This is a genomic window from Flagellimonas pelagia (genome assembly GCF_003584135.1).
Taxonomy (GTDB): Bacteria; Bacteroidota; Bacteroidia; order Flavobacteriales; family Flavobacteriaceae; genus Flagellimonas; species Flagellimonas pelagia.
On the sequence record NZ_QXFI01000008.1, the window covers coordinates 1 to 24,765 of the forward strand.

General features: G+C 44.4%; 17 protein-coding genes and 5 tRNA genes. 1 reads left to right on the top strand and 21 read right to left on the bottom strand.

The genetic code is table 11. The annotated features are described in order from the left end of the window. The 4 genes from D2V05_RS00920 to D2V05_RS00935 form a co-directional block, all read right to left on the bottom strand. Positions 1 to 746, bottom strand: a 746-nt coding sequence (locus D2V05_RS00920) for a hypothetical protein (protein WP_147378202.1), incomplete at its 3' end; no start/stop codon positions are given. 494 nt (positions 747 to 1,240) lie between these two features. After that, positions 1,241 to 3,190 (bottom strand): OmpA family protein, encoded by a 1,950-nt coding sequence (locus D2V05_RS00925; protein ID WP_119645751.1) that lies wholly within the window; start codon positions 3,188 to 3,190, stop codon positions 1,241 to 1,243. Between the two features lie 11 nt (positions 3,191 to 3,201). After that, positions 3,202 to 4,149: a PorP/SprF family type IX secretion system membrane protein gene (locus D2V05_RS00930; protein WP_119645752.1), complete on the bottom strand. Its 948-nt coding sequence runs from the start codon at positions 4,147 to 4,149 to the stop codon at positions 3,202 to 3,204. 10 nt (positions 4,150 to 4,159) lie between these two features. Beyond that, complete coding sequence (locus D2V05_RS00935) at positions 4,160 to 7,891, bottom strand: T9SS type B sorting domain-containing protein (RefSeq protein WP_119645753.1); 3,732 nt, start codon at positions 7,889 to 7,891, stop codon at positions 4,160 to 4,162. Positions 7,892 to 8,284: 393 nt separating this feature from the next. On the opposite strand from D2V05_RS00935, the gene D2V05_RS00940 reads away from it, so the two are divergent. Continuing rightward, the gene (locus D2V05_RS00940; RefSeq protein WP_119645877.1) at positions 8,285 to 9,874 is read left to right on the top strand and encodes a peptide chain release factor 3; all 1,590 of its coding nucleotides are present in this window, start codon (positions 8,285 to 8,287) and stop codon (positions 9,872 to 9,874) included. A 33-nt stretch (positions 9,875 to 9,907) separates the two neighbouring features. Here the strand turns inward: D2V05_RS00940 and D2V05_RS00945 are convergent, their stop codons facing one another. The 17 genes from D2V05_RS00945 to D2V05_RS01025 all read right to left on the bottom strand — a co-directional run bounded on the left by D2V05_RS00945 (position 9,908) and on the right by D2V05_RS01025 (position 24,746). Next, positions 9,908 to 10,219, bottom strand: coding sequence for a DUF3467 domain-containing protein (locus tag D2V05_RS00945; RefSeq protein ID WP_119642049.1), 312 nt, complete (start codon positions 10,217 to 10,219; stop codon positions 9,908 to 9,910). A 62-nt stretch (positions 10,220 to 10,281) separates the two neighbouring features. Then, complete coding sequence (rpoC, locus tag D2V05_RS00950) at positions 10,282 to 14,580, bottom strand: DNA-directed RNA polymerase subunit beta' (protein WP_119645754.1); 4,299 nt, start codon at positions 14,578 to 14,580, stop codon at positions 10,282 to 10,284. Between the two features lie 38 nt (positions 14,581 to 14,618). Further along, positions 14,619 to 18,428 carry a DNA-directed RNA polymerase subunit beta gene (gene rpoB, locus D2V05_RS00955; protein ID WP_119642047.1) on the bottom strand — a complete coding sequence of 1,270 codons (3,810 nt, stop codon included), beginning with the start codon at positions 18,426 to 18,428 and terminating at the stop codon, positions 14,619 to 14,621. A 128-nt stretch (positions 18,429 to 18,556) separates the two neighbouring features. Then, the gene (gene rplL, locus D2V05_RS00960) at positions 18,557 to 18,937 is read right to left on the bottom strand and encodes a 50S ribosomal protein L7/L12 (RefSeq protein WP_119645755.1); all 381 of its coding nucleotides are present in this window, start codon (positions 18,935 to 18,937) and stop codon (positions 18,557 to 18,559) included. 56 nt (positions 18,938 to 18,993) lie between these two features. Further along, positions 18,994 to 19,509 carry a 50S ribosomal protein L10 gene (gene rplJ, locus D2V05_RS00965; RefSeq protein ID WP_119642045.1) on the bottom strand — a complete coding sequence of 172 codons (516 nt, stop codon included), beginning with the start codon at positions 19,507 to 19,509 and terminating at the stop codon, positions 18,994 to 18,996. A gap of 26 nt (positions 19,510 to 19,535) precedes the next feature. Continuing rightward, entirely contained in the window at positions 19,536 to 20,225 is a 690-nt protein-coding gene (gene rplA, locus D2V05_RS00970) for a 50S ribosomal protein L1 (protein WP_119645756.1), read from the bottom strand. Between the two features lie 20 nt (positions 20,226 to 20,245). After that, positions 20,246 to 20,683, bottom strand: a complete 438-nt coding sequence (rplK, locus tag D2V05_RS00975) for a 50S ribosomal protein L11 (protein WP_108424153.1) — start codon at positions 20,681 to 20,683, stop codon at positions 20,246 to 20,248. A gap of 67 nt (positions 20,684 to 20,750) precedes the next feature. Beyond that, positions 20,751 to 21,302 (bottom strand): transcription termination/antitermination protein NusG, encoded by a 552-nt coding sequence (gene nusG, locus D2V05_RS00980; protein WP_119642043.1) that lies wholly within the window; start codon positions 21,300 to 21,302, stop codon positions 20,751 to 20,753. An 8-nt stretch (positions 21,303 to 21,310) separates the two neighbouring features. After that, complete coding sequence (gene secE, locus D2V05_RS00985; RefSeq protein ID WP_119645878.1) at positions 21,311 to 21,499, bottom strand: preprotein translocase subunit SecE; 189 nt, start codon at positions 21,497 to 21,499, stop codon at positions 21,311 to 21,313. Between the two features lie 21 nt (positions 21,500 to 21,520). After that, positions 21,521 to 21,593 (bottom strand) — tRNA-Trp (locus tag D2V05_RS00990). Between the two features lie 70 nt (positions 21,594 to 21,663). Beyond that, positions 21,664 to 22,851: an elongation factor Tu gene (gene tuf, locus D2V05_RS00995; protein WP_119642041.1), complete on the bottom strand. Its 1,188-nt coding sequence runs from the start codon at positions 22,849 to 22,851 to the stop codon at positions 21,664 to 21,666. Between the two features lie 48 nt (positions 22,852 to 22,899). After that, positions 22,900 to 22,971 (bottom strand) — tRNA-Thr (locus tag D2V05_RS01000). Between the two features lie 90 nt (positions 22,972 to 23,061). Next, a tRNA-Gly gene (locus D2V05_RS01005) sits at positions 23,062 to 23,134 on the bottom strand. Between the two features lie 78 nt (positions 23,135 to 23,212). Beyond that, a tRNA-Tyr gene (locus D2V05_RS01010) sits at positions 23,213 to 23,295 on the bottom strand. A 22-nt stretch (positions 23,296 to 23,317) separates the two neighbouring features. Continuing rightward, positions 23,318 to 23,391: transfer RNA gene (locus D2V05_RS01015), tRNA-Thr, on the bottom strand. Between the two features lie 102 nt (positions 23,392 to 23,493). Continuing rightward, entirely contained in the window at positions 23,494 to 23,796 is a 303-nt protein-coding gene (gene hpf / locus D2V05_RS01020) for a ribosome hibernation-promoting factor, HPF/YfiA family (protein WP_119642040.1), read from the bottom strand. Positions 23,797 to 23,855: 59 nt separating this feature from the next. Further along, complete coding sequence (locus D2V05_RS01025; protein ID WP_119645757.1) at positions 23,856 to 24,746, bottom strand: tyrosine-type recombinase/integrase; 891 nt, start codon at positions 24,744 to 24,746, stop codon at positions 23,856 to 23,858. Between the last annotated feature and the right edge of the window lie 19 nt (positions 24,747 to 24,765).

Consider the following 24,765-nt stretch of genomic DNA (forward strand, 5'->3'; position numbering starts at 1 on the left):
CCGCTAAGGTCGACAGAGTTGCCCCCCGTGGCAGGGTTGCTCAGCGTCAGCACGTTGCTCCCGTCAAGGCTCAGGTCGGACAGCTCGTTGGTGGAGCTCTTGTCTCCGTCCACATAGTCAACCGTATAGTTCCCGTTCCCGTCGTCGGTCACGGTGATGTCGTTCGCGCCGGCCACCGTCTCGGTGTACCCGCTAAGGTCGATCGGGGTCGCAGTAGGGTCCCCGCTCAGGCTCAGGTCGTCGCCGCTCAGGCTCAGGTCCTGGCTGTCCGTGTTGGTATCTATAAGAGCCGCCAAATCAGCCAACGCTACAGAATAGGTATTGCCCCCCGAATCTGTAATGACCAAATTGGTGTTGGTGCCATCTATTCCAAATGAGGCGACCGTAGTATTGGTATCCGTTAAGCTATCACTTAAACTACTTAGGTCCACGTTGGCACTGCCCCCATTTTCCAAGGAAAGGGTCAACGTATTGGTAATTCCATCAAAAGTAAACCCTGTCAACTGTTGATTATCAGTCGATGTCAATTCCCACGAGTTACCATCCCAGAAGTAAATAGTCCCGGTATTGGTATTTACGTAAATATCTCCCGTATCGGCACCAGTCGGGCTGACGGCTCCTGCACTGGAAACATCGGTTCCTTTGAGGACTTCACAATTACATTGGTCCTGTAAGGTTACTGTAGTTTGGGAAAAGGCAATTCCTGTAAGAAGTAAAAACAGTAGGGCAACTATGCTCTTTTTCATGAGGTTACTATTAGTTGAGGCTCGGTATTGGTGTGTTTTTGTTGTTTCGGCCATAAAATTTTCAGCGTTTGTAACAAGACAGAACACTTCGAATTTTACAACTCCCTACAAAATTACCTTTACCTATAGGGGTAGAAAATATTTGTTGTGTACAACTAAAAACCTACTGTATAGCATCCATATCATGAGGTCTTTATCCCAATTCTTTATCATTTTTTTAAGACTGTTCGTCGATGAGAGGCAATAAAAGCAGTTGTTCGGACGCCCAAACCCAAGTAGTATACGTAATCTAATTCTTACTTTATTTATTTTGAGAAGTACAAAGGATTCTTATCAAAAAACTAGTTGCCTTATTTAAGGGATAGCTACCAAAAATTTTAAGTAGAGGAATTAACTAAGATAGATTGGGCACAAAATAAAAAGACCCTCCTAAAGAGGGCCGTTCATATTTTAAGAAGAAAAAATGATATTTTATAATTCTGTTTATCAGTACATTATTCAAAAATAATGAACTCTGAACGTCTGTTCAACTGGTGTTGTTCCTCGGAGCATCGAACCCCATTCATGCATTCATTGACCAATCTGGTCTCCCCAAATCCTTCCCCTTGAAGTCTATCGGGAGATATTCCTTTGGATATCATATAGTTGACCGTTGACTCCGCTCTCTTTTGGGATAACCACAGATTATAGGCATCATTGCCACGGCTATCGGTATGGGAATTCACCTTAATCTTCAAACTAGGGTATTTTTCCATGGCCACAATCACTTTTTGGATTTCAATTTCAGCATCGGGTCTGATGTTGTATTTGTTCAGGTCGAAATAAATGGTGCTCAATTGCAACAGTTTGGCCAAATCGTCTCCAAAACCTCCCGTGACCAAATCCCTTTCCAAATAGAAATCTATGATTCTGGGCTTACCATAGGATCTGCCAAAATATTCCTCAGCAGGTACATACCCATCCCGGGATGCCCTAACAAAATTTCCTTTGGAACAGTCGAGTTGCAAAAAGTAATTCCCATCAGAATCGGTTATGGTAGATGAAACCTCTTTGTTCTCTTCATCAATGACCATTACGGTAGCACCTGCTAAAACTTCATTGGAGATACGATCCCTTACGGTTCCTGAGACATCCTGAATGCAATCCAGAACCAAAGGTTCGTTTTCCACGAATTCATAAATATCATCATCTCCCATGCCTCCTTCCCTATTGGAAGAGAAGTATCCGGTCTTGCTATCGGTATCATAAATAAAGGCGAAATCGTCACTCGGACCATTGATTGGTCTTCCCACATTCACCACAGGTTGGTCGTAATCATCAAAGGCAATCTTTGTTGCAAAAACATCCAATCCGCCCAATCCCAAATGCCCATCCGAAGAAAAATACAGTACCCCATCCGAAGTAATGAAAGGGAACGTTTCCCGTGCCATGGTATTAATGTTTTTTCCCAGGTTCACTATGGGACCATAGGTGCCATCACCGATAATATTGGTCATGAAAATATCCGATTCTCCAAGGCTACCGGGCATATCGGAAACAAAATAGAGCCTTTTTTCATCCGGACTCAACATTGGGTGCGCCACAGAATAAGAATCACTGTTAAAAGGAAGTTCCGTGATATTGGTCCACTCGCCATTGACTTTTTCGGCACTATAGATCTTTAAACGGGTAATGCCCTCACCATCTTTGTATTTTTTCCCATCCATGAAGTTGTTACGGGTAAAATACATGGTGTTGCCGTCCTTTGTGACCACTGACGTGGATTCATGAAGCCGGGTATTGACGTCTCCTTCCAATTTGACCACTGTATTATTGGAAACACTATCGGCATTTACCTTGTAGAGGTCTAAAAAGTCCCTTGAATTCCATGTATGTCGATATCGTGCCAAATTACCTGTATCGCGGTCAGAAGCAAAAATGAGTCCTTTTTCGTAGTAGGAAGCGGCAAAATCAGAATACTTGCTATTGTACCCAAATGGTTTGATGGTATACCTTCCCGAGTTCTCCTCGATCTTGGTCATATAGTCCTCATCAAACCCACCGGTATAGGAAGCCGTCATGGTCTTGAATTCTTCCATGAGCCTGGCCGCTTCGTCATAGTTCCCTACGGATTTTAAACTTTGGGCATATCGGAACACATACTCCACCTCCATTTCATCCGGATATTCTTCTTCCAGTTTTTTATAGATGTCGGCCGCTTCTTGGTATTTGGCATTGAAGTAATAGGAATTACCCAGTTTTTTCAACAAATCTGGCGAAGTGTATCCTTTGTCCAATACCTTTTTATAGATGTCGATGGCAGGACTGAAGGAGTATTCCCGATAGCGTTCATCAGCCTTCTCTATGGTCCTTTCAATCTTTTTTTCGGGAATGCTGTCCTGAGCGACCATTTTGGCCACCGAACCTAAAACTACGATAAGTAAAATGAGTATTCTTTTCAGCATCCTATACTATATTAAAAGAATCTTGGTGATACGGTTCTCTGAAAACTCTTCAACAGTTCCAACCTTAAAAATATCTCGAAGGAGCCATCATTGAACTGCGTTCCTCCCAATTCCGTGGTTTCCCTATCATATGCAAGTCCCACCATAAGCTGTTCGGTCAATTGGAAGCCCACCAAGCCACTCACAGCAGCATCCCATCGGTATGCGGCACCAAAACTGAACCTGTCCGCGAACAAAAAGCTGGCGGAAAGATCCACCTGCAAAGGTGCCCCTCCCACTGCCTTAGTCAATAAGGCCGGTTTAAACTTTAGGTCCGGACCCAAATCAAACACATACCCTGTAATGAAGTAAAAGTTGATGCGCTGGGCCGACAAAAAATTGACCGAGTTATCTGAGTTGTCGTTATCGAAATATTCGGTCTCCAAAATATTGGGTGCCGATAATCCTGCATAAAAGGTATCGGTATGATAGTAAATGCCCAAACCAAAATTGGGAGTGAACTTATTGTCGATATTATTCTGGTTGACCACTTCCTGATCAAAGTTGCGAAGGCCGTTAAAATCAAGGCTGATCATATTGCCCCCTGCTTTCAACCCAAAGGATAGCTTGGCATCCCTAGCAAATTCAAGGGTATAGGAGATGGCTGCATCCAAATAGGTCTGCTGTACCACCCCATCTCCTATATTATCGTTCACCACGGAAACCCCATAGCCCAATCTACTGTTCCTGATGGGTGAATGTAGGTTAAGGGTAAAGGTTTCAGGGGCACCATCCAACCCAACCCACTGGGAACGGTACAATCCGGCAAAGCTCAACTGTCCACGAGATCCGGCATAAGCAGGGTTGACACTCAATGTATTATACATGTATTGTGTGTATTGGGCATCTTGTTGGGCATTCATACCCAAGGATACGATTCCAATAAACATCAATGTGATTAAAAAACGCATTCTTACCATTCTGTCAATATTACCTGCTTATATATATGTATTCGGAATCCGTGAAACTGCCTTCATCCGTTTCGTAATTAAAGATATAAAAATACACTCCTGCTGGGAGGTAATCGTTAACTCCCAACGACGACCTACCTCTTGAACGACCATCAAAAACATTACGGACATTATCGTAGTTTTCACCTTCATAGACAGCAACACCCCATCTATTGAAAATCTTAAGTGTGCTTGACTTTATTTTGTCTGTACCTCGAATATATAGAAAGTCGTTCTTCAAGTCTCCATTTGGTGTCACCAATTGGTTTACCGAAATCCCCTCAACTACCACTGTAACTATGGCTGTATCACAATTATCAGGATTTGCAATTTCGCATATGGTATACTCGATGGTATAGGTTCCGTCCTTGGTATCTGACACGACACTTACACTTCCATCCGGATTTATCGTAAGAACATTCGTGGGTGATGAAGTCAAAATGACATCAGCCAAAGTTACGGGCTCCCCATTCAAGGTATCGTTAGACAACACATTGCTACCCGGGATAACACCACCATGTGAATCCGTTTCATAAAGGTCATCTACCGCATCGATTACATTGGCCATACCTTCGGTCACTTCTACGGTAACGGTAGCCGTGTCACAATTTTCTAAATTAGTGGCCTCACAAATGGTATAGGTGATGGTATAGGTTCCTGCTATAGTTCCCGAGTTCACGGATACACTTCCATCTTCGTTGATGGTGAGCTCGTCCGTTGGAGTAGAAGTCAAAATGACATCTGCCAAAGTTACTGGCACTCCATTCAAAGTGTCATTGTCCAACACGTTACTATCCGTAATCATTCCGCTGGTGGTGTCCCCAGTATAGGCATCATCCACCGCATCGATTACATTGGTCATTCCTTCGGTGACTACCACAGTTACTGTTGCCGTATCGCAGTTTTCCATATTGGCGGTCTCACAAATGGTGTATGTGATGGTATAGGTTCCCTGGGCAGTACCCGGGTTCACAGATACACTTCCATCTTCGTTGATGGTGAGCTCGTCTGTTGGAGTGGAGTTCAAAATGACATCTTCAAGTGTTATGGATGCTCCATTAAGTGTATCATTATCCAACACGCTACTACCCGAAATTATTCCACCAGTGGTGTCAGCATTAAAGGAATCATTCACGGCGTCAATCACGTTGGTCATTCCTTCCGTTACCTCAACGGTCACTGTAGCGGTGTCACAATTGCTTGGGTTGGCCGCTTCACAAATGGTGTAGCTGATGGTATAGGTTCCTTCTGGTATTCCTGGATTTACAGTAATGGTTCCATCTTCGTTGATAGTAAGTTCATCAGTTGGAGTCGAAGTCAAAATGATATCGCCAGGGCCAACAGGTGTTCCGTTAAGGGTATCGTTGTTCAACACATTACTATCTGAAATAGTTCCACCGTTGGTATCCGTATTGTAGGCATCATCAACAGCGTCAATAATATTGGATGCCCCCTCTGTTACCTCAACGGTCACTGTAGCGGTGTCACAATTGCTTGGGTTGGCCGCTTCACAAATGGTGTAGCTGATGGTATAGGTTCCTTCGGATGTTCCTGGGTTTACAGTGATACTTCCATCTTCATTGATGGTGAGTTCATCGGTAGGGGTCGAAGTCAAAATAACATCCCCTGGAGTTACCGGTGTACCGTTCAAGGTATCGTTGTCCAACACATTGCTATCTGAAATAGTCCCGCCGTTGGTATCCGAAACATATGTATCATCTACCGCATCAAGGGTATTTGCACCGACTTGAATGGTAACCGTTGCCGATGCACAAACATTGGGGTCCACGGCAACATTACAAACCTGGTAAATAACGGTGACCGTTGAATTGGATTCCGACAAGACCGGAGTATAGGTCATGAGACCTGTGTCGGCATCAAAAGTAACCGTACCCAGTGCATTACCCCCAATTTGTGAAAGTGTGGTAATTCCTAAGTTATTTTCATCATTATTGGGAAGATAATCATCATTCTCCAAAATATTGATGGCAACCTGTGTAAGCGCAGGAGTTGATCCGGAATCATCCATGGCCGTGGCCTTCAATGGATTTGGATCGGTGCCGTTCGGGTTTCCATCATTATCACAATCCAAGGCTTCCCAATCCGCGGAAGGGGTCAAAGTCACACTCTCTGGCTTATAATCGCAAGGATCCAGGGGATCGGTACCATCTTCTTTTTCGTCACCATTGGTCACACCATCGCCATCACAGTCGGAACTGTTCCATGTTGATGATGGATCAACGGTCTGGCTGCCAAGGACAAAATCACACGCATCGTTAGGATCGGTTCCGTCCTCATTCTCATCACCGTTGGTCACCCCGTCACCATCACAATCGGCGGTCAGGTAATCACCACTTTGTGGCAAGGTCACATGATCAGGGTTGTAATCACACGGATCCAAGGGGTCGGTGCCGTCTTCTTTTTCATCGCCGTTGGTCACCCCATCGCCATCACAGTCGGAACTGTTCCATGTTGATGATGGATCCACGGTCTGGCTGCCAAGGACAAAGTCACACGCATCGTTGGGATCTGTTCCGTCCTCATTCTCATCACCGTTGGTCACCCCGTCGCCATCACAGTCGGCAGTCAGGTAGTCGCCACTTTGTGGCAAGGTCACATGATCAGGATTGTAATCACAAGGATCCAAAGGATCTGTGCCATCTTCTTTTTCATCGCCGTTGGTCACCCCATCGCCGTCGCAGTCCAACTGCTTCCATGCATCGGAAGGCGTGCAGTTTTGGTGCTCCAATACAAAATCACAAGGATCCAGTGGGTCGGTGCCATCCTCTATTTCCTTCTCATTCGTGACTCCATCACCATCACAATCGGCTGATAGGTAATCGCCACTTTGTGGCAAGGTCACATGATCAGGATTGTAATCACAAGGATCCAAAGGATCTGTGCCATCTTCTTTTTCATCGCCGTTGGTCACCCCATCGCCGTCGCAGTCCAATTGCTTCCATGCATCGGAAGGCGTGCAGTTTTGGTGTTCCCAAACAAAATCACAGGGATCAAATGGATCGGTGCCATCCTCTTTTTCTTTTCCATTGGTCACCCCATCACCATCACAGTCCATGTTTTTCCAGCTGTTGGATACAGTACAATTTTGATGTTCCACAACCAAATCACATGGATCAAATGGATCGGTGCCATCCTCTATTTCCTTTTCGTTGGTGACTCCGTCCCCATCGCAATCCATTTTTTTCCAACTATCCGGAACGGTACAATTTTGATGTTCCACAACCAAATCACAAGGGTCCAATGGGTCGGTACCATCTTCTTTTTCCTTTTGGTTGGTCACCCCATCACCATCGCAATCCATATTCTTCCACGTACTGGTTGGTGTGCAATTCTGGTGGGCCAAGATAAAATCACAAGGATCCTCTGGATCTGTTCCATCCTCTTCTTCCTTATCACAGGTCACCCCATCGCCATCACAATCCGTAGGGGCAATGCCTATCCCAATAGAGTTTATGTGATGATCGTTGGATTGGGAAAAAAATGGGTCCCAAAGTCCGGATATGTCCCAAACGGAACTTGTGGATGTTTTATCAACCTCAATTACGTGGTCGCTCCATGTTCTGATTTTGGAAGAATGATATGAAGGGGCAACACCAAAGGATGAAAAAAGTCCTACACCCAATAAAAGGGCCACAACTTGAACGTGGTGGACTAGATTACCCCTAAGTCTTACAAAAGTAATGTTCTCCATAAATGATAAGTTTTGGTCAACTAATCACCATGGCTTTAGTGGTTCCCGTACGAGTAAGAAATTGGGGTTTCTTAGTTATTCTAGGTGTTCATGTGCTTTTGACACACCACATTTCAATTTCGTCACATAATTAAAATATTTGACGCTCACCTCCTATTTTAATCGACAAAAGGCGCTTTCCTCATCATTATTTACCATATCAGCTGCAACCACAAAAGGACAAACGTGGAATATCTCTTGAAAAAGAACAAAAACAGGCGAAAATTACTCCTCTTTTTGGTTTTGAAGCATCATTCGCCTCTATTTTTTTCCAATGATATCAACAATTGGCAATCCTATCCTAAAAGTGGCTCAAAACAGATAATTCCCCTATTTTTGCCGAAATTTTTGTTGATGGATTTTGAAAGGGAAATAGCAAGAAGACGAACGTTTGGGATCATCTCCCACCCAGATGCCGGTAAAACCACTTTGACCGAAAAATTACTCTTGTTCGGAGGGGCCATCCAAGAGGCCGGTGCCGTAAAGAGCAATAAGATCAAAAAATCGGCCACCAGTGACTTTATGGAAATAGAACGCCAAAGAGGAATCTCGGTCGCCACTTCGGTATTGGCGTTTATCTACAAAGACAAGAAAATCAATATTTTGGATACTCCAGGGCACAAGGATTTTGCCGAGGATACCTTTAGGACCCTGACAGCGGTCGACAGTGTGATTGTGGTAATCGACGTGGCCAAGGGTGTGGAGGAACAGACCGAAAAATTGGTAGAAGTATGTCGTATGCGAAACATTCCCATGATTGTTTTCATCAACAAACTGGACCGTGAAGGAAAAGATGCCTTTGACCTTTTGGATGAAGTGGAGCAAAAACTGGGACTTTCCGTCACCCCGTTGAGTTTTCCTATCGGGATGGGATACGATTTTAAGGGCATCTACAACATCTACGAAAAGAACATCAACCTGTTTAGCGGTAACAGTAAAAAAAACATTGAGGAAACCATTGCTTTTGATAATATTGACAGTCCTGAACTGGAAAAGATCATCGGTACCAAAGCCGCTGAAAACCTTAGGGACAATTTGGAATTGGTAAATGGTGTATATCCCGAGTTTGACAAGGAAGCCTACCTTAAAGGGGAGCTTCAACCCGTTTTCTTTGGCTCGGCCTTGAACAATTTTGGTGTCCGTGAGCTGTTGGACTGTTTTGTAGATATTGCCCCTTCTCCAAGGCCTAAAATGGCGGAAGAGCGTTTGGTGAAGGCCAACGAAAAGGAATTTTCTGGATTTGTTTTTAAAATCCACGCCAATATGGATCCCAAGCACCGTGACCGTTTGGCATTTGTTAAAGTAGTATCCGGAACTTTTGAAAGGAACATCCCTTACCTGCATGTCCGTCAGGATAAAAAACTGAAGTTTTCCAGTCCCAACGCTTTTTTTGCAGAAAAGAAAGAGATTGTGGATGTTTCCTATCCAGGTGACATTGTGGGGCTACATGACACCGGAAACTTCAAGATCGGTGATACGCTGACCAGTGGTGAAAAACTCCACTACAAGGGCATTCCAAGTTTTTCACCCGAGCATTTCAGGTACATCAACAATGCAGATCCTATGAAGGCCAAGCAATTGTACAAAGGCATCGACCAGCTTATGGATGAAGGTGTGGCCCAGCTGTTTACCCTTGAACTGAATGGAAGAAAAGTGATTGGAACCGTTGGGGCCCTCCAATATGAGGTAATCCAATACCGCTTGGAGCATGAATACGGAGCCAAATGTACCTATGAAAACTTCCCTGTTTACAAGGCCTGCTGGGTGGAGCCGGAGAACAAGAACAATGAAGAGTTTGAGGAATTCAAACGTGTAAAACAGAAATTCTTGGCTACGGATAAAAGGGGGCAATTGGTATTTTTGGCCGATTCACCTTTTTCTCTCCAGATGACACAGCAAAAATACCCCACGGTAAAGTTGCACTACACTTCGGAGTTTGAGTAAATCCTTATAAGAAATTATTCTTTTGAAGAAGTTTTAAGCTTCTCCCGTTGGCCCAAAATTCAATGGGATGGCAGGTTGCTCATAGTCTTTGATGGGACCATGTGCTTTTTCAAAGCGGGCCACATTATCGTTCAACGCCTTTAAAAACTTCTTGGCGTGTTGCGGCGTAAGAATGATACGGCTCTTTACTTTCGCTTTCGGTGCACCGGGCATCAAGCTTATAAAATCGACCACAAATTCCGATACGGAATGATTGATGATTGCCAAATTGGAATAGGTTCCCTCAGCGGTCTTTTCATCCAACTCTATATTGATCTGTTTTTGATTTTGGTTCTGATCAGCCATAAATATGTATCTTTCTTTATAATGAAAAAACCCTGACCGATTGGCCAGGGTTTTGTTTGTATTTAGAATTTGAATTCCTCTTTTCGGGCCATGATTTCATCATATTCCTCTTTCGAGCCTACGATGATACTGTCATAATCCCTCATACCGGTACCGGCCGGAATCTTGTGTCCAACAATCACGTTCTCCTTCAATCCTTCCAAACCATCAACTTTACCGTTTACAGCGGCTTCGTTCAATACTTTGGTAGTTTCCTGGAACGATGCTGCAGAGATAAACGATTTAGTCTGCAACGACGCCCTAGTGATACCTTGAAGGATAGGTGTAGCAGTTGCTGCTACAGCATCTCTTGCCGTTACAAGGGTCTTGTCCTCTCTTCTAAGAATAGAGTTCTCATCCCTCAGCTGACGTGCGGTAACGATCTGACCAGGCTTCAACCTTTCGGAATCCCCTGCATCTTCCACCACCTTCTTACCGAAGATCTCATCGTTCTCATGGATGAAGTCATCCTTATGAGCCAATTGATTTTCCAAGAAAATGGTATCTCCCGGATCTTCGATCTGTACTTTACGCATCATCTGTCTTACCACAACCTCAAAGTGCTTATCGTTGATCTTCACACCTTGCAAACGGTATACTTCCTGAACTTCGTTCACCAAGTATTGCTGTACTGCAGAAGGTCCTTTGATGGCCAAGATGTCCTCTGGGGTAATCGATCCATCGGACAATGCCATACCGGCACGTACGTAGTCGTTTTCCTGAACCAAGATCTGGTTGGAAAGTTTCACCAAGTACTTCTTCACCTCGCCAGTTTTGGACTCGATGATAATCTCACGGTTTCCACGTTTGATCTTACCGAAGGATACCACACCGTCAATTTCGGTAACCACGGCAGGGTTGGATGGGTTCCTTGCTTCGAAAAGCTCGGTTACCCTTGGAAGACCACCGGTGATATCCCCTGCCTTGGCAGATTTACGTGGGATCTTCACCAAGATCTTACCTTCCTTGATTTTCTCACCGTCGTCCACCATCAAGTGGGAACCAACAGGTAAGTTGTAGGAACGCAAGGTTTCTCCTTTACCATCCTTGATCAACAAGGTTGGAATCAACCTTTTGTTTCTGGATTCGGAAATAACTTTCTCTTGGAAACCGGTCTGTTCATCGATTTCAACTTGGTAAGTCATCCCTTGTTCTATATTCTCGTATGCAATCTGTCCCGTAAACTCGGAAACGATAACACCATTATAAGGGTCCCACTGACAAATCACGGTTCCTTTGGTAATCTTGTCGCCATCGTTCACGAACAATTGTGATCCATAAGGAATATTGCTGGTACTCAATGTTATTCCGGTCTTGGCATCGATAATCTTGATCTCCGTAGTCCTGGAAATTACAATGTTGGTCTTCTTACCTTCACTGTTCTCTCCTTCAACAACCCTTAGATCCTCAATCTCGGCAATACCATCAAACTTGGATTCCAATCGGCTATCCTCGGAAATGTTACCTGCAATACCACCCACGTGGAAGGTACGCAATGTCAACTGTGTTCCCGGCTCTCCAATGGATTGGGCAGCAACCACACCAACAGCCTCACCTCGTTGAACCATCTTGTTGGTCGCAAGGTTCCTACCGTAACATTTTGCACAGATTCCCTGAGGAGCCTCACAGGTCAACGGTGACCTTACTTCAACTTTCTCGATAGGCGCTGCTTCCACTTTCTTCACATCGGCTTCGGAGATTTCCTGACCTGCTTTCAAGATCAATTCCTCTGTCAACGGATTGTATACATCATGAAGGGATACCCTACCCAAGATTCTTTCGCCAAGGGTCTCAACAACCTCTTCATTTTTCTTCAACGCTTCTACTTCAATACCTCTCAATGTGCCACAATCCTCAATATTGATGATCACATCCTGGGAAACATCCACCAAACGTCTGGTCAAGTAACCCGCATCCGCAGTTTTCAAAGCGGTATCGGCAAGACCTTTACGTGCACCGTGGGTAGAGATAAAGTATTCCAAGATAGACAATCCTTCCTTAAAGTTGGAAAGGATTGGGTTTTCAATAATTTCTCCACCACCTGCAGTCGATTTTTTAGGCTTGGCCATCAATCCACGCATACCTGTCAACTGGCGAATCTGCTCCTTGGAACCCCTCGCACCAGAATCTAACATCATATACACAGAGTTGAATCCTTGTTTGTCCTCACGGATTCGCTTCATGGCCAATTCGGTCAACATAGCGTTGGTAGAGGTCCAAACATCAATAACCTGGTTGTATCGTTCGTTGTTGGTGATAAGACCCATGTTATAGTTCATCATGATACCATCTACCTGCTCATTGGCCTCGGCGATCATCTCATGCTTCTCTGCTGGGATAATGATATCTCCCAAGCTGAAGGATAATCCACCTTTAAAGGCGAACTCATATCCCATGGACTTGATCTTATCCAAGAAATCAGCCGTTGTAGGCACATCGGTTACCGCAAGGATATCACCAATAATGTTACGAAGCGCTTTCTTGTTCAATACGGTATTGATGTATCCTGCTTGTTCTGGCACTACGGTGTTGAACAATACACGACCTACCGTTGTTTCAATAATTTTAGTAACCAATTCCCCTTCTTCGTTGAAGTCTTTGGTCCTTACCTTAATACCGGCATTCAATGCAACTTTCTGCTCATTAAAGGCAATTTCCACTTCTTCGGGAGAGTAGAAGGTCAACCCTTCACCTTTAACAGGCTCTTCCGGGGTAGACTTTTTCTCTTTGGTCATGTAGTACAATCCCAAAACCATGTCCTGGGAAGGTACGGTGATCGGAGAACCGTTGGCAGGGTTAAGGATGTTCTGTGAAGCCAACATCAACAATTGTGCTTCCAAAATGGCCTCTGGCCCCAATGGCAAGTGTACCGCCATCTGGTCCCCATCAAAATCCGCGTTAAATGCGGTACAGGCCAATGGGTGCAAACGAATCGCCTTACCTTCAATCAGTTTAGGCTGGAACGCTTGGATACCCAATCGGTGCAATGTGGGGGCCCGGTTCAACAATACAGGGTGTCCTTTTAGGACGTTTTCAAGGATATCCCAAACCACGGGTTCCTTCTTATCTATGATCTTTTTGGCAGATTTAACGGTCTTTACAATACCCCTTTCGATCAACTTACGGATGATAAACGGTTTGTAAAGCTCGGCAGCCATGTCTTTTGGAAGACCACATTCGTACAATTTCATTTCCGGTCCAACGACGATTACCGAACGAGCGGAGTAATCCACACGTTTACCCAAAAGGTTTTGACGGAAACGACCTTGTTTACCTTTCAAGGAATCGGAAAGGGATTTCAATGGTCTATTGGACTCGGTTTTAACCGCAGATGCCTTTCTTGTGTTATCGAACAACGAATCCACAGCTTCCTGAAGCATACGTTTTTCGTTACGCAAGATCACCTCTGGTGCCTTGATCTCCATCAAACGCTTCAAACGGTTGTTACGGATAATCACCCGTCTGTACAAATCGTTCAAATCGGAAGTGGCGAAACGACCACCATCCAATGGAACCAACGGACGCAATTCTGGCGGGATTACAGGAATCACTTTCATGATCATCCATTCAGGTCTGTTTTCCCTGTTGTCCTGAGACTCACGAAGGGCCTCAACCACTTGAAGGCGTTTCAAGGCCTCGGTCTTACGTTGCTTGGAGGTTTCGGTATTTGCCTTGTGACGAAGTTCATAGGATAGTTGCTCCAAGTCGATACGAGCCAAAAGGTCGATCAAACATTCGGCACCCATTTTAGCAACGAACTTGTTGGGGTCCGTGTCTTCCAAATACTGGTTTTCAGTGGGAAGGGACTCCAAAATGTTCAAGTATTCCTCCTCGGTCAAGAAATCCAATTTTTGGATTTCCTCACCTTCCGGACCTTTGGCAATACCGGGTTGGATGACCACATACCTTTCGTAGTAAATGATCATATCCAACTTTTTGGAAGGCAATCCCAAAAGGTATCCTATTTTGTTCGGCAATGAACGGAAGTACCAGATGTGCGCCACGGGAACCACTAGGTTGATGTGTCCTACACGGTCCCTACGTACTTTTTTCTCTGTTACTTCAACACCACAACGGTCACAAACAATTCCTCGGTAACGGATACGCTTGTACTTACCACAGGCACACTCATAGTCTTTTACTGGACCAAAAATACGCTCGCAGAACAATCCATCACGCTCAGGTTTGTGCGTTCTATAGTTAATGGTTTCAGGCTTCAACACCTCGCCACGGGACTCGGCCAAGATAGACTCTGGAGAAGCCAATCCGATGGAGATTTTGTTGAACCTTTTTGGTGCGTTATTGTCTTTTATTCTAGCCATAACAATATGGTGATGATATAATTAATGTGTATAGTGTTCTATTCTTCCAATCTGATATCCAAGCCCAATCCTTTAAGCTCGTGCATCAATACGTTGAAAGATTCTGGTAATCCAGGTTCAGGCATGGTCTCGCCCTTCACAATGGATTCATAGGTCTTGGCCCTTCCGATCACGTCGTCGGACTTCACCGTCAAGATTTCCCTTAGGGTAGATGAAGCACCATAGGCTTCCAATGCCCATACCTCCATCTCACCAAAACGCTGACCACCAAACTGGGCCTTACCACCCAATGGTTGTTGTGTGATCAATGAGTATGGCCCAATGGAACGTGCGTGCATCTTATCATCCACCATGTGGCCCAATTTCAACATATAGATCACACCAACGGTAGCAGCTTGGTCAAATCGTTGACCGGTTCCACCATCATAAAGGTGGGTATGTCCAAATCTTGGTACACCTGCTTTATCGGTAAGCTCGTTAATCTCGTCCAAGGTAGCACCATCAAAAATTGGGGTACCATATTTTTGGCCCAATTTCAAACCTGCCCAACCCAAAACGGTTTCGTAGATCTGACCGATGTTCATCCTTGAAGGTACACCCAGTGGGTTCAATACGATATCCACAGGGGTTCCATCTTCCAAGAACGGCATATCCTCTTGACGAACGATACGGGCCACGATACCTTTGTTACCGTGACGACCGGCCATTTTATCACCTACCTTCAACTTACGTTTTTTGGCGATGTATACTTTGGCCAATTTCATGATACCTGCAGGAAGTTCGTCACCCACGGAAATCGTGAATTTGTCCCTTCTCAAGTTACCCTGAATATCGTTCAACTTGATCTTATAGTTGTGCAATAGGTCGGCCACCAACTCATTGGTATCCTCATCCGTTGTCCAGCTTCCACCAACCAAGTGGGCGAAATCATCCACGGCATTCAACATTTTAATGGTGTATTTCTTTCCTTTTGGAAGTACTTCCTCACCCAAATCGTTGATTACACCCTGCGATGTTTTTCCGTTGATCAAACCGAAAAGTTTTTCGATCAACACATCTTTCAATTGCTGGAACTTCACTTCGTAGTCCATCTCCAATCTTGCGATGGCCTCTTTGTCCTCGGAACGTTTTCTCTTGTCCTTGATGGAACGGGAGAACAATTTCTTATCGATGACCACACCACTCAAAGATGGTGAAGCTTTCAAAGAAGCGTCTTTCACATCTCCGGCTTTATCACCGAAGATGGCACGCAACAATTTTTCTTCCGGAGTAGGATCGGACTCCCCTTTTGGAGTGATCTTACCGATCAAGATATCCCCAGGTTTCACTTCGGCACCGATACGGATCATACCGTATTCATCCAAATCCTTGGTGGCTTCTTCTGAAACGTTCGGAATATCATTGGTCAACTCTTCAGCACCCAATTTGGTATCCCTTACTTCAAGTGCGTACTCATCCACGTGGATGGAGGTAAAGATATCCTCACGTACCACTTTTTCAGATATTACGATCGCATCCTCGAAGTTGTACCCTTTCCAAGGCATGAAGGCAACCTTCATGTTTCTACCCAAGGCCAATTCTCCCTTTTCTGTAGCATATCCTTCACAAAGTACCTGTCCTTTTTTCACCTTATCGCCTTTTCTCACGATAGGCTTCAGGTTGATGCTGGTACCTTGGTTGGTCTTTCTGAATTTCACCAATTCGTAAGTCTTGGAATCTTCTTCGAAGCTTACCAAGCGCTCTTCCTCGGTTCTATCATACTTGATGGTAATCTTCTGTGCATCCACATATTCCACCACACCATTTCCTTCGGCATTGATCAATACCCTTGAATCAGTGGCCACTTGTCTTTCCAAACCAGTACCTACGATCGGGGATTCTGGACGCAACAATGGAACGGCCTGACGCATCATGTTCGATCCCATCAAGGCACGGTTCGCATCATCATGCTCCAAGAACGGAATCAAGGATGCAGAAATGGACGCAATCTGGTTCGGTGCAACGTCCGTATAATTTACTTCTGCTGGATCTACCACTGGGAAGTCTCCTTCCTCACGGGCAATAACCTTATCCCTATCTATTGTTCCATCTTCTTTCAACGGAATGTTGGCCTGGGCAATCTTCATTCCTTCCTCCTCCTCTGCACTCAAGTAGCTGAACGCTTTGGTATCCACCACTCCATTTTCCACCTTGCGGTATGGAGTTTCCAAGAAGCCCATTGGGTTTACCTTGGCAAATACGGACAATGAAGAAATCAAACCAATGTTCGGACCTTCAGGTGTCTCGATGGGACACAATCTTCCGTAGTGGGTATAGTGAACGTCACGCACCTCGAAACCGGCTCTTTCACGGGAAAGACCCCCTGGTCCAAGGGCTGACAATCTTCTCTTGTGTGTAATCTCTGCCAACGGGTTGGTCTGGTCCATGAACTGGGACAACTGGTTGGTTCCGAAGAAGGAGTTGATCACGGAAGACAAAGTCTTGGCGTTGATCAAATCGATCGGGGTAAACACTTCGTTGTCACGAACGTTCATACGCTCACGGATGGTACGGGCCATACGGGCCAAACCTACACCAAACTGTTGGGACAATTGTTCCCCAACGGTACGTACACGTCGGTTGGACAAGTGATCGATATCATCGATCTCTGCTTTGGAGTTGATCAACTCGATCAAATACTTGATGATAGTGATGATATCTTCCTTGGTAAGGACTTCTTTGTCCATACCAATATCCAAGCCCAATTTCTTGTTCATCCTGTAACGACCCACCTCTCCAAGGCTGTATCGTTGATCGGAGAAGAACAATTTCTCGATAATACCACGAGCGGTCTCCTCATCGGGCGGCTCGGCATTACGCAATTGTCTATAAATGTGCTCTACCGCTTCTTTTTCAGAGTTGGTAGGGTCTTTTTGCAAGGTATTGTGGATGATGGCATAGTCAGACTGTGCATTGTTCTCCTTGTGAAGCAAGATGGTCTTCACGTCGGCATCAATGATCTCGTCTACATGCTCTTTCTCCAAAATGGTATCACGGTCCAAGATGATCTCGTTACGCTCGATGGAAACCACTTCTCCGGTATCCTCGTCCACGAAATCCTCATGCCATGTGTTCAACACCCTTGCGGCCAATTTACGGCCCAATACTTTTTTAAGTCCGGCCTTGGAAACCTTCACTTCCTCGGAAAGGTCGAAGATTTCAAGAATATCCTTGTCCCTTTCAAAGCCAATGGCACGGAAAAGGGTGGTTACCGGTAATTTTTTCTTACGGTCGATATAAGCGTACATAACGCCATTGATGTCCGTAGCAAACTCGATCCAAGATCCCTTGAAAGGAATGACCCTGGCCGAGTACAGTTTTGTTCCGTTGGCGTGGAAGGACTGCCCAAAGAAAACACCGGGCGACCTGTGCAACTGGGAAACAACGACCCTTTCGGCACCATTGATCACGAATGTCCCGCTAGGGGTCATGTATGGTATGGTACCCAAGTATACGTCTTGTACAATGGTCTCGAAATCTTCGTGCTCGGGATCGGTACAGTACAGTTTAAGACGTGCCTTTAACGGAACGCTATAAGTAAGTCCACGCTCGATACATTCTTGGATGGAATATCGTGGTGGATCTATGAAGTAATCCAAAAATTCCAGTACAAACTGGTTTCTGGTATCGGTGATTGGAAAATTCTCCATGAAGGTGTTGTAGAGACCTTCGTTCCCTCTTTCGTCAGATTTGGTTTCAAGCTGGAAAAAGTCTTGAAATGATTTGATCTGAATGTCCAAGAAATCCGGGTATTCCGGTATGTTCTTAGCGGATGCGAAATTAACTCTTTCAATAGTGTTTGTGAACATCTATGGACAAATTTTGAACGTGAATACTATTCGGGTCTGTGTACGGCTTTATACACTCCTTATTAAAATAGGCTAAGGTCTAACCATAAAATGGAAAGACCTTAACCAAACTTGTATGGGAAAAGCTATTATTTAAGCTCAACTTCTGCTCCTGCTTCTTCCAATGATTTTTTGATGCCTTCGGCCTCATCTTTGGAGATGCCTTCCTTAACAGCTTTAGGTGCGCTGTCAACGATGTCTTTAGCCTCTTTAAGACCAAGACCGGTCAATTCCTTAACCAATTTAACTACTGCCAATTTAGAGGCACCAGCTGCTTTAAGGATTACGTCGAATTCTGATTTTTCCTCAGCGGCTTCTTCACCACCACCAGCGGCACCGCCAGCGGCAACAGCTACTGCAGCAGCAGCAGGCTCGATACCGTATTCGTTCTTAAGGATGTCAGCCAACTCGTTTACTTCTTTTACGGTAAGGTTAACCAACTGTTCTGCAAAATCTTTCAAATCTGCCATTTTTTCTATCGTTTAATAAAAATGTTTAAAAATATACTTAGTTTATTGTGCGCGAATTACTTCTCGGATAAGGTTTTAAGGATACCGGCCAATTTACCTCCACCAGACTTAAGACCAGAAATAACGTTCTTGGCTGGTGATTGCAACAATCCGATGATGTCCCCGATAACTTCTTCTTTGGACTTGATGTTCACAAGTGCTTCCAAGTTTTGGTCACCGATATAGACAGCCTCTTCGATAAAGGCCCCTTTCAACAAAGGTTTATCCGATTTTTTTCTAAAGTCCTTGATAAGCTTAGCTGGGCCATTCCCTGTCTCGGACAACATCAAAGATGTATTGCCTTTCAACACACTGGAAAGTTCACCAAACTCCTTATCAGAAGCTTCCATTGCCTTTGCAAGCAAGGTGTTCTTTACGACCGCAAGTTTAATGTTCGCCTTGAAACATGCCCTTCTTAGGTTAGAAGTAGCAACGGCATCCAATCCTGAAATATCGGCCAAATAAATATTGGCGTTTTCAGCTAACTGTGCAGTCAAATCTTCTATTACGATTGCTTTTTCTTCTCTTGTCATAGTTAAAATATTGAACTACCAGTTAATTAAACTGCTTTAGGATCTAATTGAACACTGGGACTCATGGTACTGGACAAGTGGATGCTCTTCATGTAAACACCTTTTGCCGCTGAAGGTTTCAATTTCACCAAGGTATCGATCAATTCCTTGGCGTTCCCAGCGATTTTATCAGCCGGGAAAGAAGCCTTTCCGATTGCAGCGTGTACAATTCCGGTCTTGTCTACCTTAAAGTCGATTTTACCTGCCTTGACCTCGGATACCGCTTTTGCAACATCCATGGTCACTGTACCTGTTTTTGGATTGGGCATCAAGCCCCTTGGACCCAATACTCTACCCAATGGACCCAATTTTCCCATAACGCTTGGCATGGTGATGATCACATCAACATCGGTCCAACCGCCTTTGATCTTATCCAAATATTCATCCAACCCAACAAAATCGGCACCGGCCTCTTTAGCCTCTGCTTCTTTATCAGGTGTCACCAAAGCCAAAACCTTTACATCCTTACCGGTCCCGTGTGGAAGGGTAACAACGCCACGTACCATTTGATTCGCTTTTCTGGGATCTACACCCAAACGAACAGCGATATCAACCGATGCGTCAAATTTTACATTGGTTATTTCTTTTACCAAAGCTGATGCCTCTTCCAAAGAATAGAGCTTGTTCTTGTCTATCTTGGCCTGGGCCTCTTTCTGCTTTTTAGTCAATCTTGCCATTTACTAATTGCTTTAAGATTTTAAAAAGGTTTGGTTCCCGATACCTTAAGACCCATAGATCTTGCAGTACCTGCTACCATACTCATTGCAGACTCGATGGTGAATGCGTTCAAATCCGCCATTTTGTCCTCTGCGATGGTTTTCACTTGGTCCCATGATACGGTACCATTCTTCACCCTGTTAGGTTCGCCAGATCCTTTTTTAATCTTCGCCGCTTCCATCAATTGAACTGCCGCAGGTGGTGTTTTTACGACAAACTCGAAAGATTTGTCCATGTAAACGGTGATAACAACAGGCAATACCTTGCCCTGTTTGTCCTGCGTACGAGCATTGAACTGCTTGCAGAACTCCATGATGTTAACACCGGCAGCACCTAAGGCGGGTCCAACCGGTGGCGATGGGTTCGCAGCACCTCCCCTAACTTGTAATTTAACTACCTTACTTACTTCTTTTGCCATTGTTTCTAATTAAATTCAAAGTTGTGTCAATTGGAAGCAACACAGCTTTTATATGTAACAGCTCTTGTTATACTTTTTCAACTTGCATATAGCTGAGTTCCAATGGTGTCTTTCTTCCAAAGATTTTCACCATAACCTCCAGCTTACGCTTTTCTTCATTGATTTTTTCAACGGTTCCATTGAATCCATTGAAAGGTCCATCAATAACCTTGACCGTTTCACCCAGCACAAATGGAATGGCCACGTTGTCCGTATTGACGGCCAACTCGTCCACTTTCCCCAACATACGGTTCACCTCTGATTTTCTCAAAGGCACGGGATCACCTCCTTTGGTTTCTCCCAAGAAGCCAATCACATTGGTAATGGATCGGATGATGTGCACCATCTCACCTCCCAAATTGGCCTTTATCATGATATATCCAGGAAAGTAAACCCTTTCTTTATTGATTTTCTTTCCGTTTCTGATCTGTACAACTTTTTCGGTAGGGACAAGAACCTCGTCAAGATAGTCGCCAAACCCGGCGCGTTCCACCTCGCTCTCAATATAGCCCTTGATCTTGTTCTCTTGACCACTGACCGCTCTTACCACATACCATTTTTTCTCCAGAACCTCAGACATACCGATCGTTATCCTATTAATTTTTCAAAATACAATCTGATCAACTTACTGAAGAGGGAATCCACCCCCCACGTTACCAATGCGAACAAGATTGAAAAAACTGCAACAATGACCATCAGATTAGACGCCTTGGCCCTTTCCAACCAAGTAACATTGTTCTTCAATTCCTGGAATGATTCCTTTATGTAAGTGATCATAATTCTTCTTGTATTTTCTTGCACGGGAGGAGAGACTCGAACTCCCGACACCTGGTTTTGGAGACCAGTGCTCTACCAACTGAGCTACACCCGTTTATAATTACACTGAAAGGTATCCCGGGTAAACCGAGACACCCTTTAGTGTACTATTTATTGTAAAATGATTAATCTAGAATCTCAGTAACCTGACCAGCACCTACAGTTCTACCACCTTCACGGATAGCGAAACGTAGACCTACGTTCAATGCGATAGGTTGGATCAAATCAACAGTGATTGTCAAGTTGTCACCTGGCATAACCATTTCAACTCCATCAGGAAGGTTGATGTTTCCTGTTACGTCAGTTGTACGCACGTAGAACTGAGGACGGTAGTTGTTGTGGAATGGAGTGTGACGACCACCTTCTTCTTTTTTAAGGATATACACCTCAGCTTTGAATTTAGCGTGCGGCTTAACGGAACCTGGCTTACAGATTACCATACCTCTTTTGATATCGGATTTTTCGATACCCCTTAGAAGAAGACCAACGTTGTCACCAGCCTCACCTCTATCCAAAATCTTACGGAACATCTCAACACCAGTGATGGTTGAAGTCAATTTCTCAGCTCCCATACCGATAATCTCTACAGGGTCACCTGTGTTGGCAACACCAGTTTCGATACGACCTGTGGCAACAGTACCACGACCGGTAATGGTGAACACGTCTTCAATAGGCATCAAGAAAGGCTTATCAACATCCCTTTCAGGAAGTTCGATCCAGCTATCAACAGCTTCCATCAATTCCATTACAGTGTCAACCCATTTTTGCTCACCGTTCAAAGCACCAAGTGCAGAACCAGCGATTACGGGACCGTTGTCACCATCGTACTCGTAGAAAGAAAGCAATTCCCTTACTTCCATCTCAACAAGCTCCAAAAGCTCCTCATCATCCACCATGTCAACTTTGTTCAAGAAAACAACGATACGAGGAATACCTACCTGACGACCCAAAAGGATGTGCTCACGTGTTTGTGGCATAGGACCATCGGTTGCAGCAACAACCAAGATAGCACCGTCCATCTGAGCAGCACCGGTAACCATGTTCTTAACGTAATCCGCGTGACCAGGACAGTCAACGTGGGCGTAGTGACGGTTAGCCGTTTGGTACTCAACGTGTGAAGTATTGATAGTAATACCTCTTTCCTTTTCCTCTGGCGCATTGTCGATGGAATCAAAGCTTCTCATCTCAGAAAGACCTGCGTTGGCCAATACAGTTGTAATAGCGGCAGTCAATGTAGTTTTACCGTGATCCACGTGTCCAATGGTACCAATATTTAAGTGGGGTTTGGAACGATCAAAAGTTTCCTTTGCCATTTTAAAATAATTTTAATCTTAGTTTATATTAGTGTACAAATCGTTTTGAGCCAATGAGGGGATTTGAACCCCTGACCTCTTCCTTACCAAGGAAACGCTCTACCCCTGAGCTACACCGGCCTATGGGTTATCAGGTTTAGAGTTTAAAGTTGCAAGTCACGCTCGCCAAAACTTCAACCTTACATCTTGAAAACCAAATTTCAAGTTTAGAGCGGGAGACCGGGTTCGAACCGGCGACATTCAGCTTGGAAGGCTGACGCTCTACCAACTGAGCTACTCCCGCATTTTTTTTTGGGTTTTATCCCAAGTTCCATTATTTCAAAAAACTTCCCTTCCGCTGTGTTCCGACGAACACCTATTGTGGGGAGAGCAGGATTCGAACCTGCGAAGGTGAAAACCAACAGATTTACAGTCTGTCCTCGTTGGCCGCTTGAGTATCTCCCCGCCTTATTTTCAGTACCTTACGAGCCGATAGAGGGACTCGAACCCACGACCCCGAGATTACAAATCACGTGCTCTAGCCAACTGAGCTATATCGGCATTTTGAACCCCTTTCGGTCACAAAAAAAGTCCGCTATTTCTAACGGACTGCAAATGTAGAGATATTTTCTTTTAATCAAAATAAAATTTCAAAAATTTTGATCAGGCCTTGGCCCTTAATTTTTCCTTTCGTTTTACCAATTGTCTTTCCAATGAACTACAGGCCGAATCCACCGCCTCCTCAAAGGTCTTGCACTGTTTTTTTACCATGAATTTGTCCCGGGGTACGGAAACCATGATTTCCACTATCTTATTTTCTTTTGCACTCGTGTTGTCCACTTTTAAAAAAACTTCCGAATCAATGACCTTATCATAAAATAGGTCCATCTTATCCATTCGTTTCTGGATAAAGTCGAGGAGCTTACCATCAGCTACAAAATTTACCGATTGTGCATTTACTTTCATAAGACATAGTTTTTAAAGTACTGTCAAGTGACAGTGGAGTTAAACAATACAAGAAACGGTCATTTCTTGTTTCTTGGATGGGCCTTTTGATGAATTTTCTTGAGTTCGGCAATGCTATTGTGCGTGTACACCTGTGTGGATGCTAAACTCGAATGACCCAATAATTCCTTCACGGAATTCAAATCTGCGCCCCTGTTCAACAAATGGGTTGCAAAGGTGTGCCTCAATATATGTGGGCTCTTTTTTACCTTGGGGGACACTAAACTAAAATACTTATTTATGGTACGATAAACAAGTGTTTCATAAATTTTAAGACCTTCTTTTGTTAATAAAAGATAAGGTGTTTCACGGGCGTGTTCCAGCCCAGTGCGCAGCTCCAAATACGCCTTGATCTGCCGTACCGTGGACGGGAGCATGGGCATAATGCGTTCTTTGTTCCTTTTACCCAATACCTTTAAGGTATTGTTGGCCAAATCAATGTCGGCAAGCTTGAGATTTACCAGTTCGGCCCTACGCATTCCGGTGGCGTATAACAACTCCACTATAAGTTTGTCCCTTTCCCCCTCAAAACCTTCCTCAAAAGGAATTTCGGTGAGGATAAGTTCCATTTCGGATTCGGAGAAGGGCACTTCCACTTTTTTCTCGGTTTTTAAAGCCCTGTGTTTGGCCAATGGTGAAGCGGTAATCTCACCAATCTTCAAGAGAAATTTGTAATAAGCCTGTAACGAAGATATTTTTCGGTTGATGGACCGGTTAGAAACCCCTTCATTGGAGAGAGATACAATCCAGCTACGAATCATGGGATACCCTACAGCATCAATATCGGTTTCATCGTAGTTGTCCCTACAAAAGCTCGTAAATGTATCCAAATCCCTTCCGTAAGCCTTTACGGTATGGTCGGAATAGTTCTTCTCCAGTTTTAGGTAAGATGTGAAGGCTTGCATGGACATATCTCAAAGGTAACCAAAT

Coding starts and splice junctions, on each gene's coding strand:
- D2V05_RS00925 (WP_119645751.1), bottom strand. CDS start 3,190: ATGCTGAAAAGAATACTCATTTTACTTATCGTAGTTTTAGGTTCGGTG.
- D2V05_RS00930 (WP_119645752.1), bottom strand. CDS start 4,149: ATGGTAAGAATGCGTTTTTTAATCACATTGATGTTTATTGGAATCGTA.
- D2V05_RS00935 (WP_119645753.1), bottom strand. CDS start 7,891: ATGGAGAACATTACTTTTGTAAGACTTAGGGGTAATCTAGTCCACCAC.
- D2V05_RS00940 (WP_119645877.1), top strand. CDS start 8,285: ATGGATTTTGAAAGGGAAATAGCAAGAAGACGAACGTTTGGGATCATC.
- D2V05_RS00945 (WP_119642049.1), bottom strand. CDS start 10,219: ATGGCTGATCAGAACCAAAATCAAAAACAGATCAATATAGAGTTGGAT.
- rpoC (WP_119645754.1), bottom strand. CDS start 14,580: ATGGCTAGAATAAAAGACAATAACGCACCAAAAAGGTTCAACAAAATC.
- rpoB (WP_119642047.1), bottom strand. CDS start 18,428: ATGTTCACAAACACTATTGAAAGAGTTAATTTCGCATCCGCTAAGAAC.
- rplL (WP_119645755.1), bottom strand. CDS start 18,937: ATGGCAGATTTGAAAGATTTTGCAGAACAGTTGGTTAACCTTACCGTA.
- rplJ (WP_119642045.1), bottom strand. CDS start 19,509: ATGACAAGAGAAGAAAAAGCAATCGTAATAGAAGATTTGACTGCACAG.
- rplA (WP_119645756.1), bottom strand. CDS start 20,225: ATGGCAAGATTGACTAAAAAGCAGAAAGAGGCCCAGGCCAAGATAGAC.
- rplK (WP_108424153.1), bottom strand. CDS start 20,683: ATGGCAAAAGAAGTAAGTAAGGTAGTTAAATTACAAGTTAGGGGAGGT.
- nusG (WP_119642043.1), bottom strand. CDS start 21,302: ATGTCTGAGGTTCTGGAGAAAAAATGGTATGTGGTAAGAGCGGTCAGT.
- secE (WP_119645878.1), bottom strand. CDS start 21,499: ATGATCACTTACATAAAGGAATCATTCCAGGAATTGAAGAACAATGTT.
- tuf (WP_119642041.1), bottom strand. CDS start 22,851: ATGGCAAAGGAAACTTTTGATCGTTCCAAACCCCACTTAAATATTGGT.
- hpf (WP_119642040.1), bottom strand. CDS start 23,796: ATGAAAGTAAATGCACAATCGGTAAATTTTGTAGCTGATGGTAAGCTC.
- D2V05_RS01025 (WP_119645757.1), bottom strand. CDS start 24,746: ATGTCCATGCAAGCCTTCACATCTTACCTAAAACTGGAGAAGAACTAT.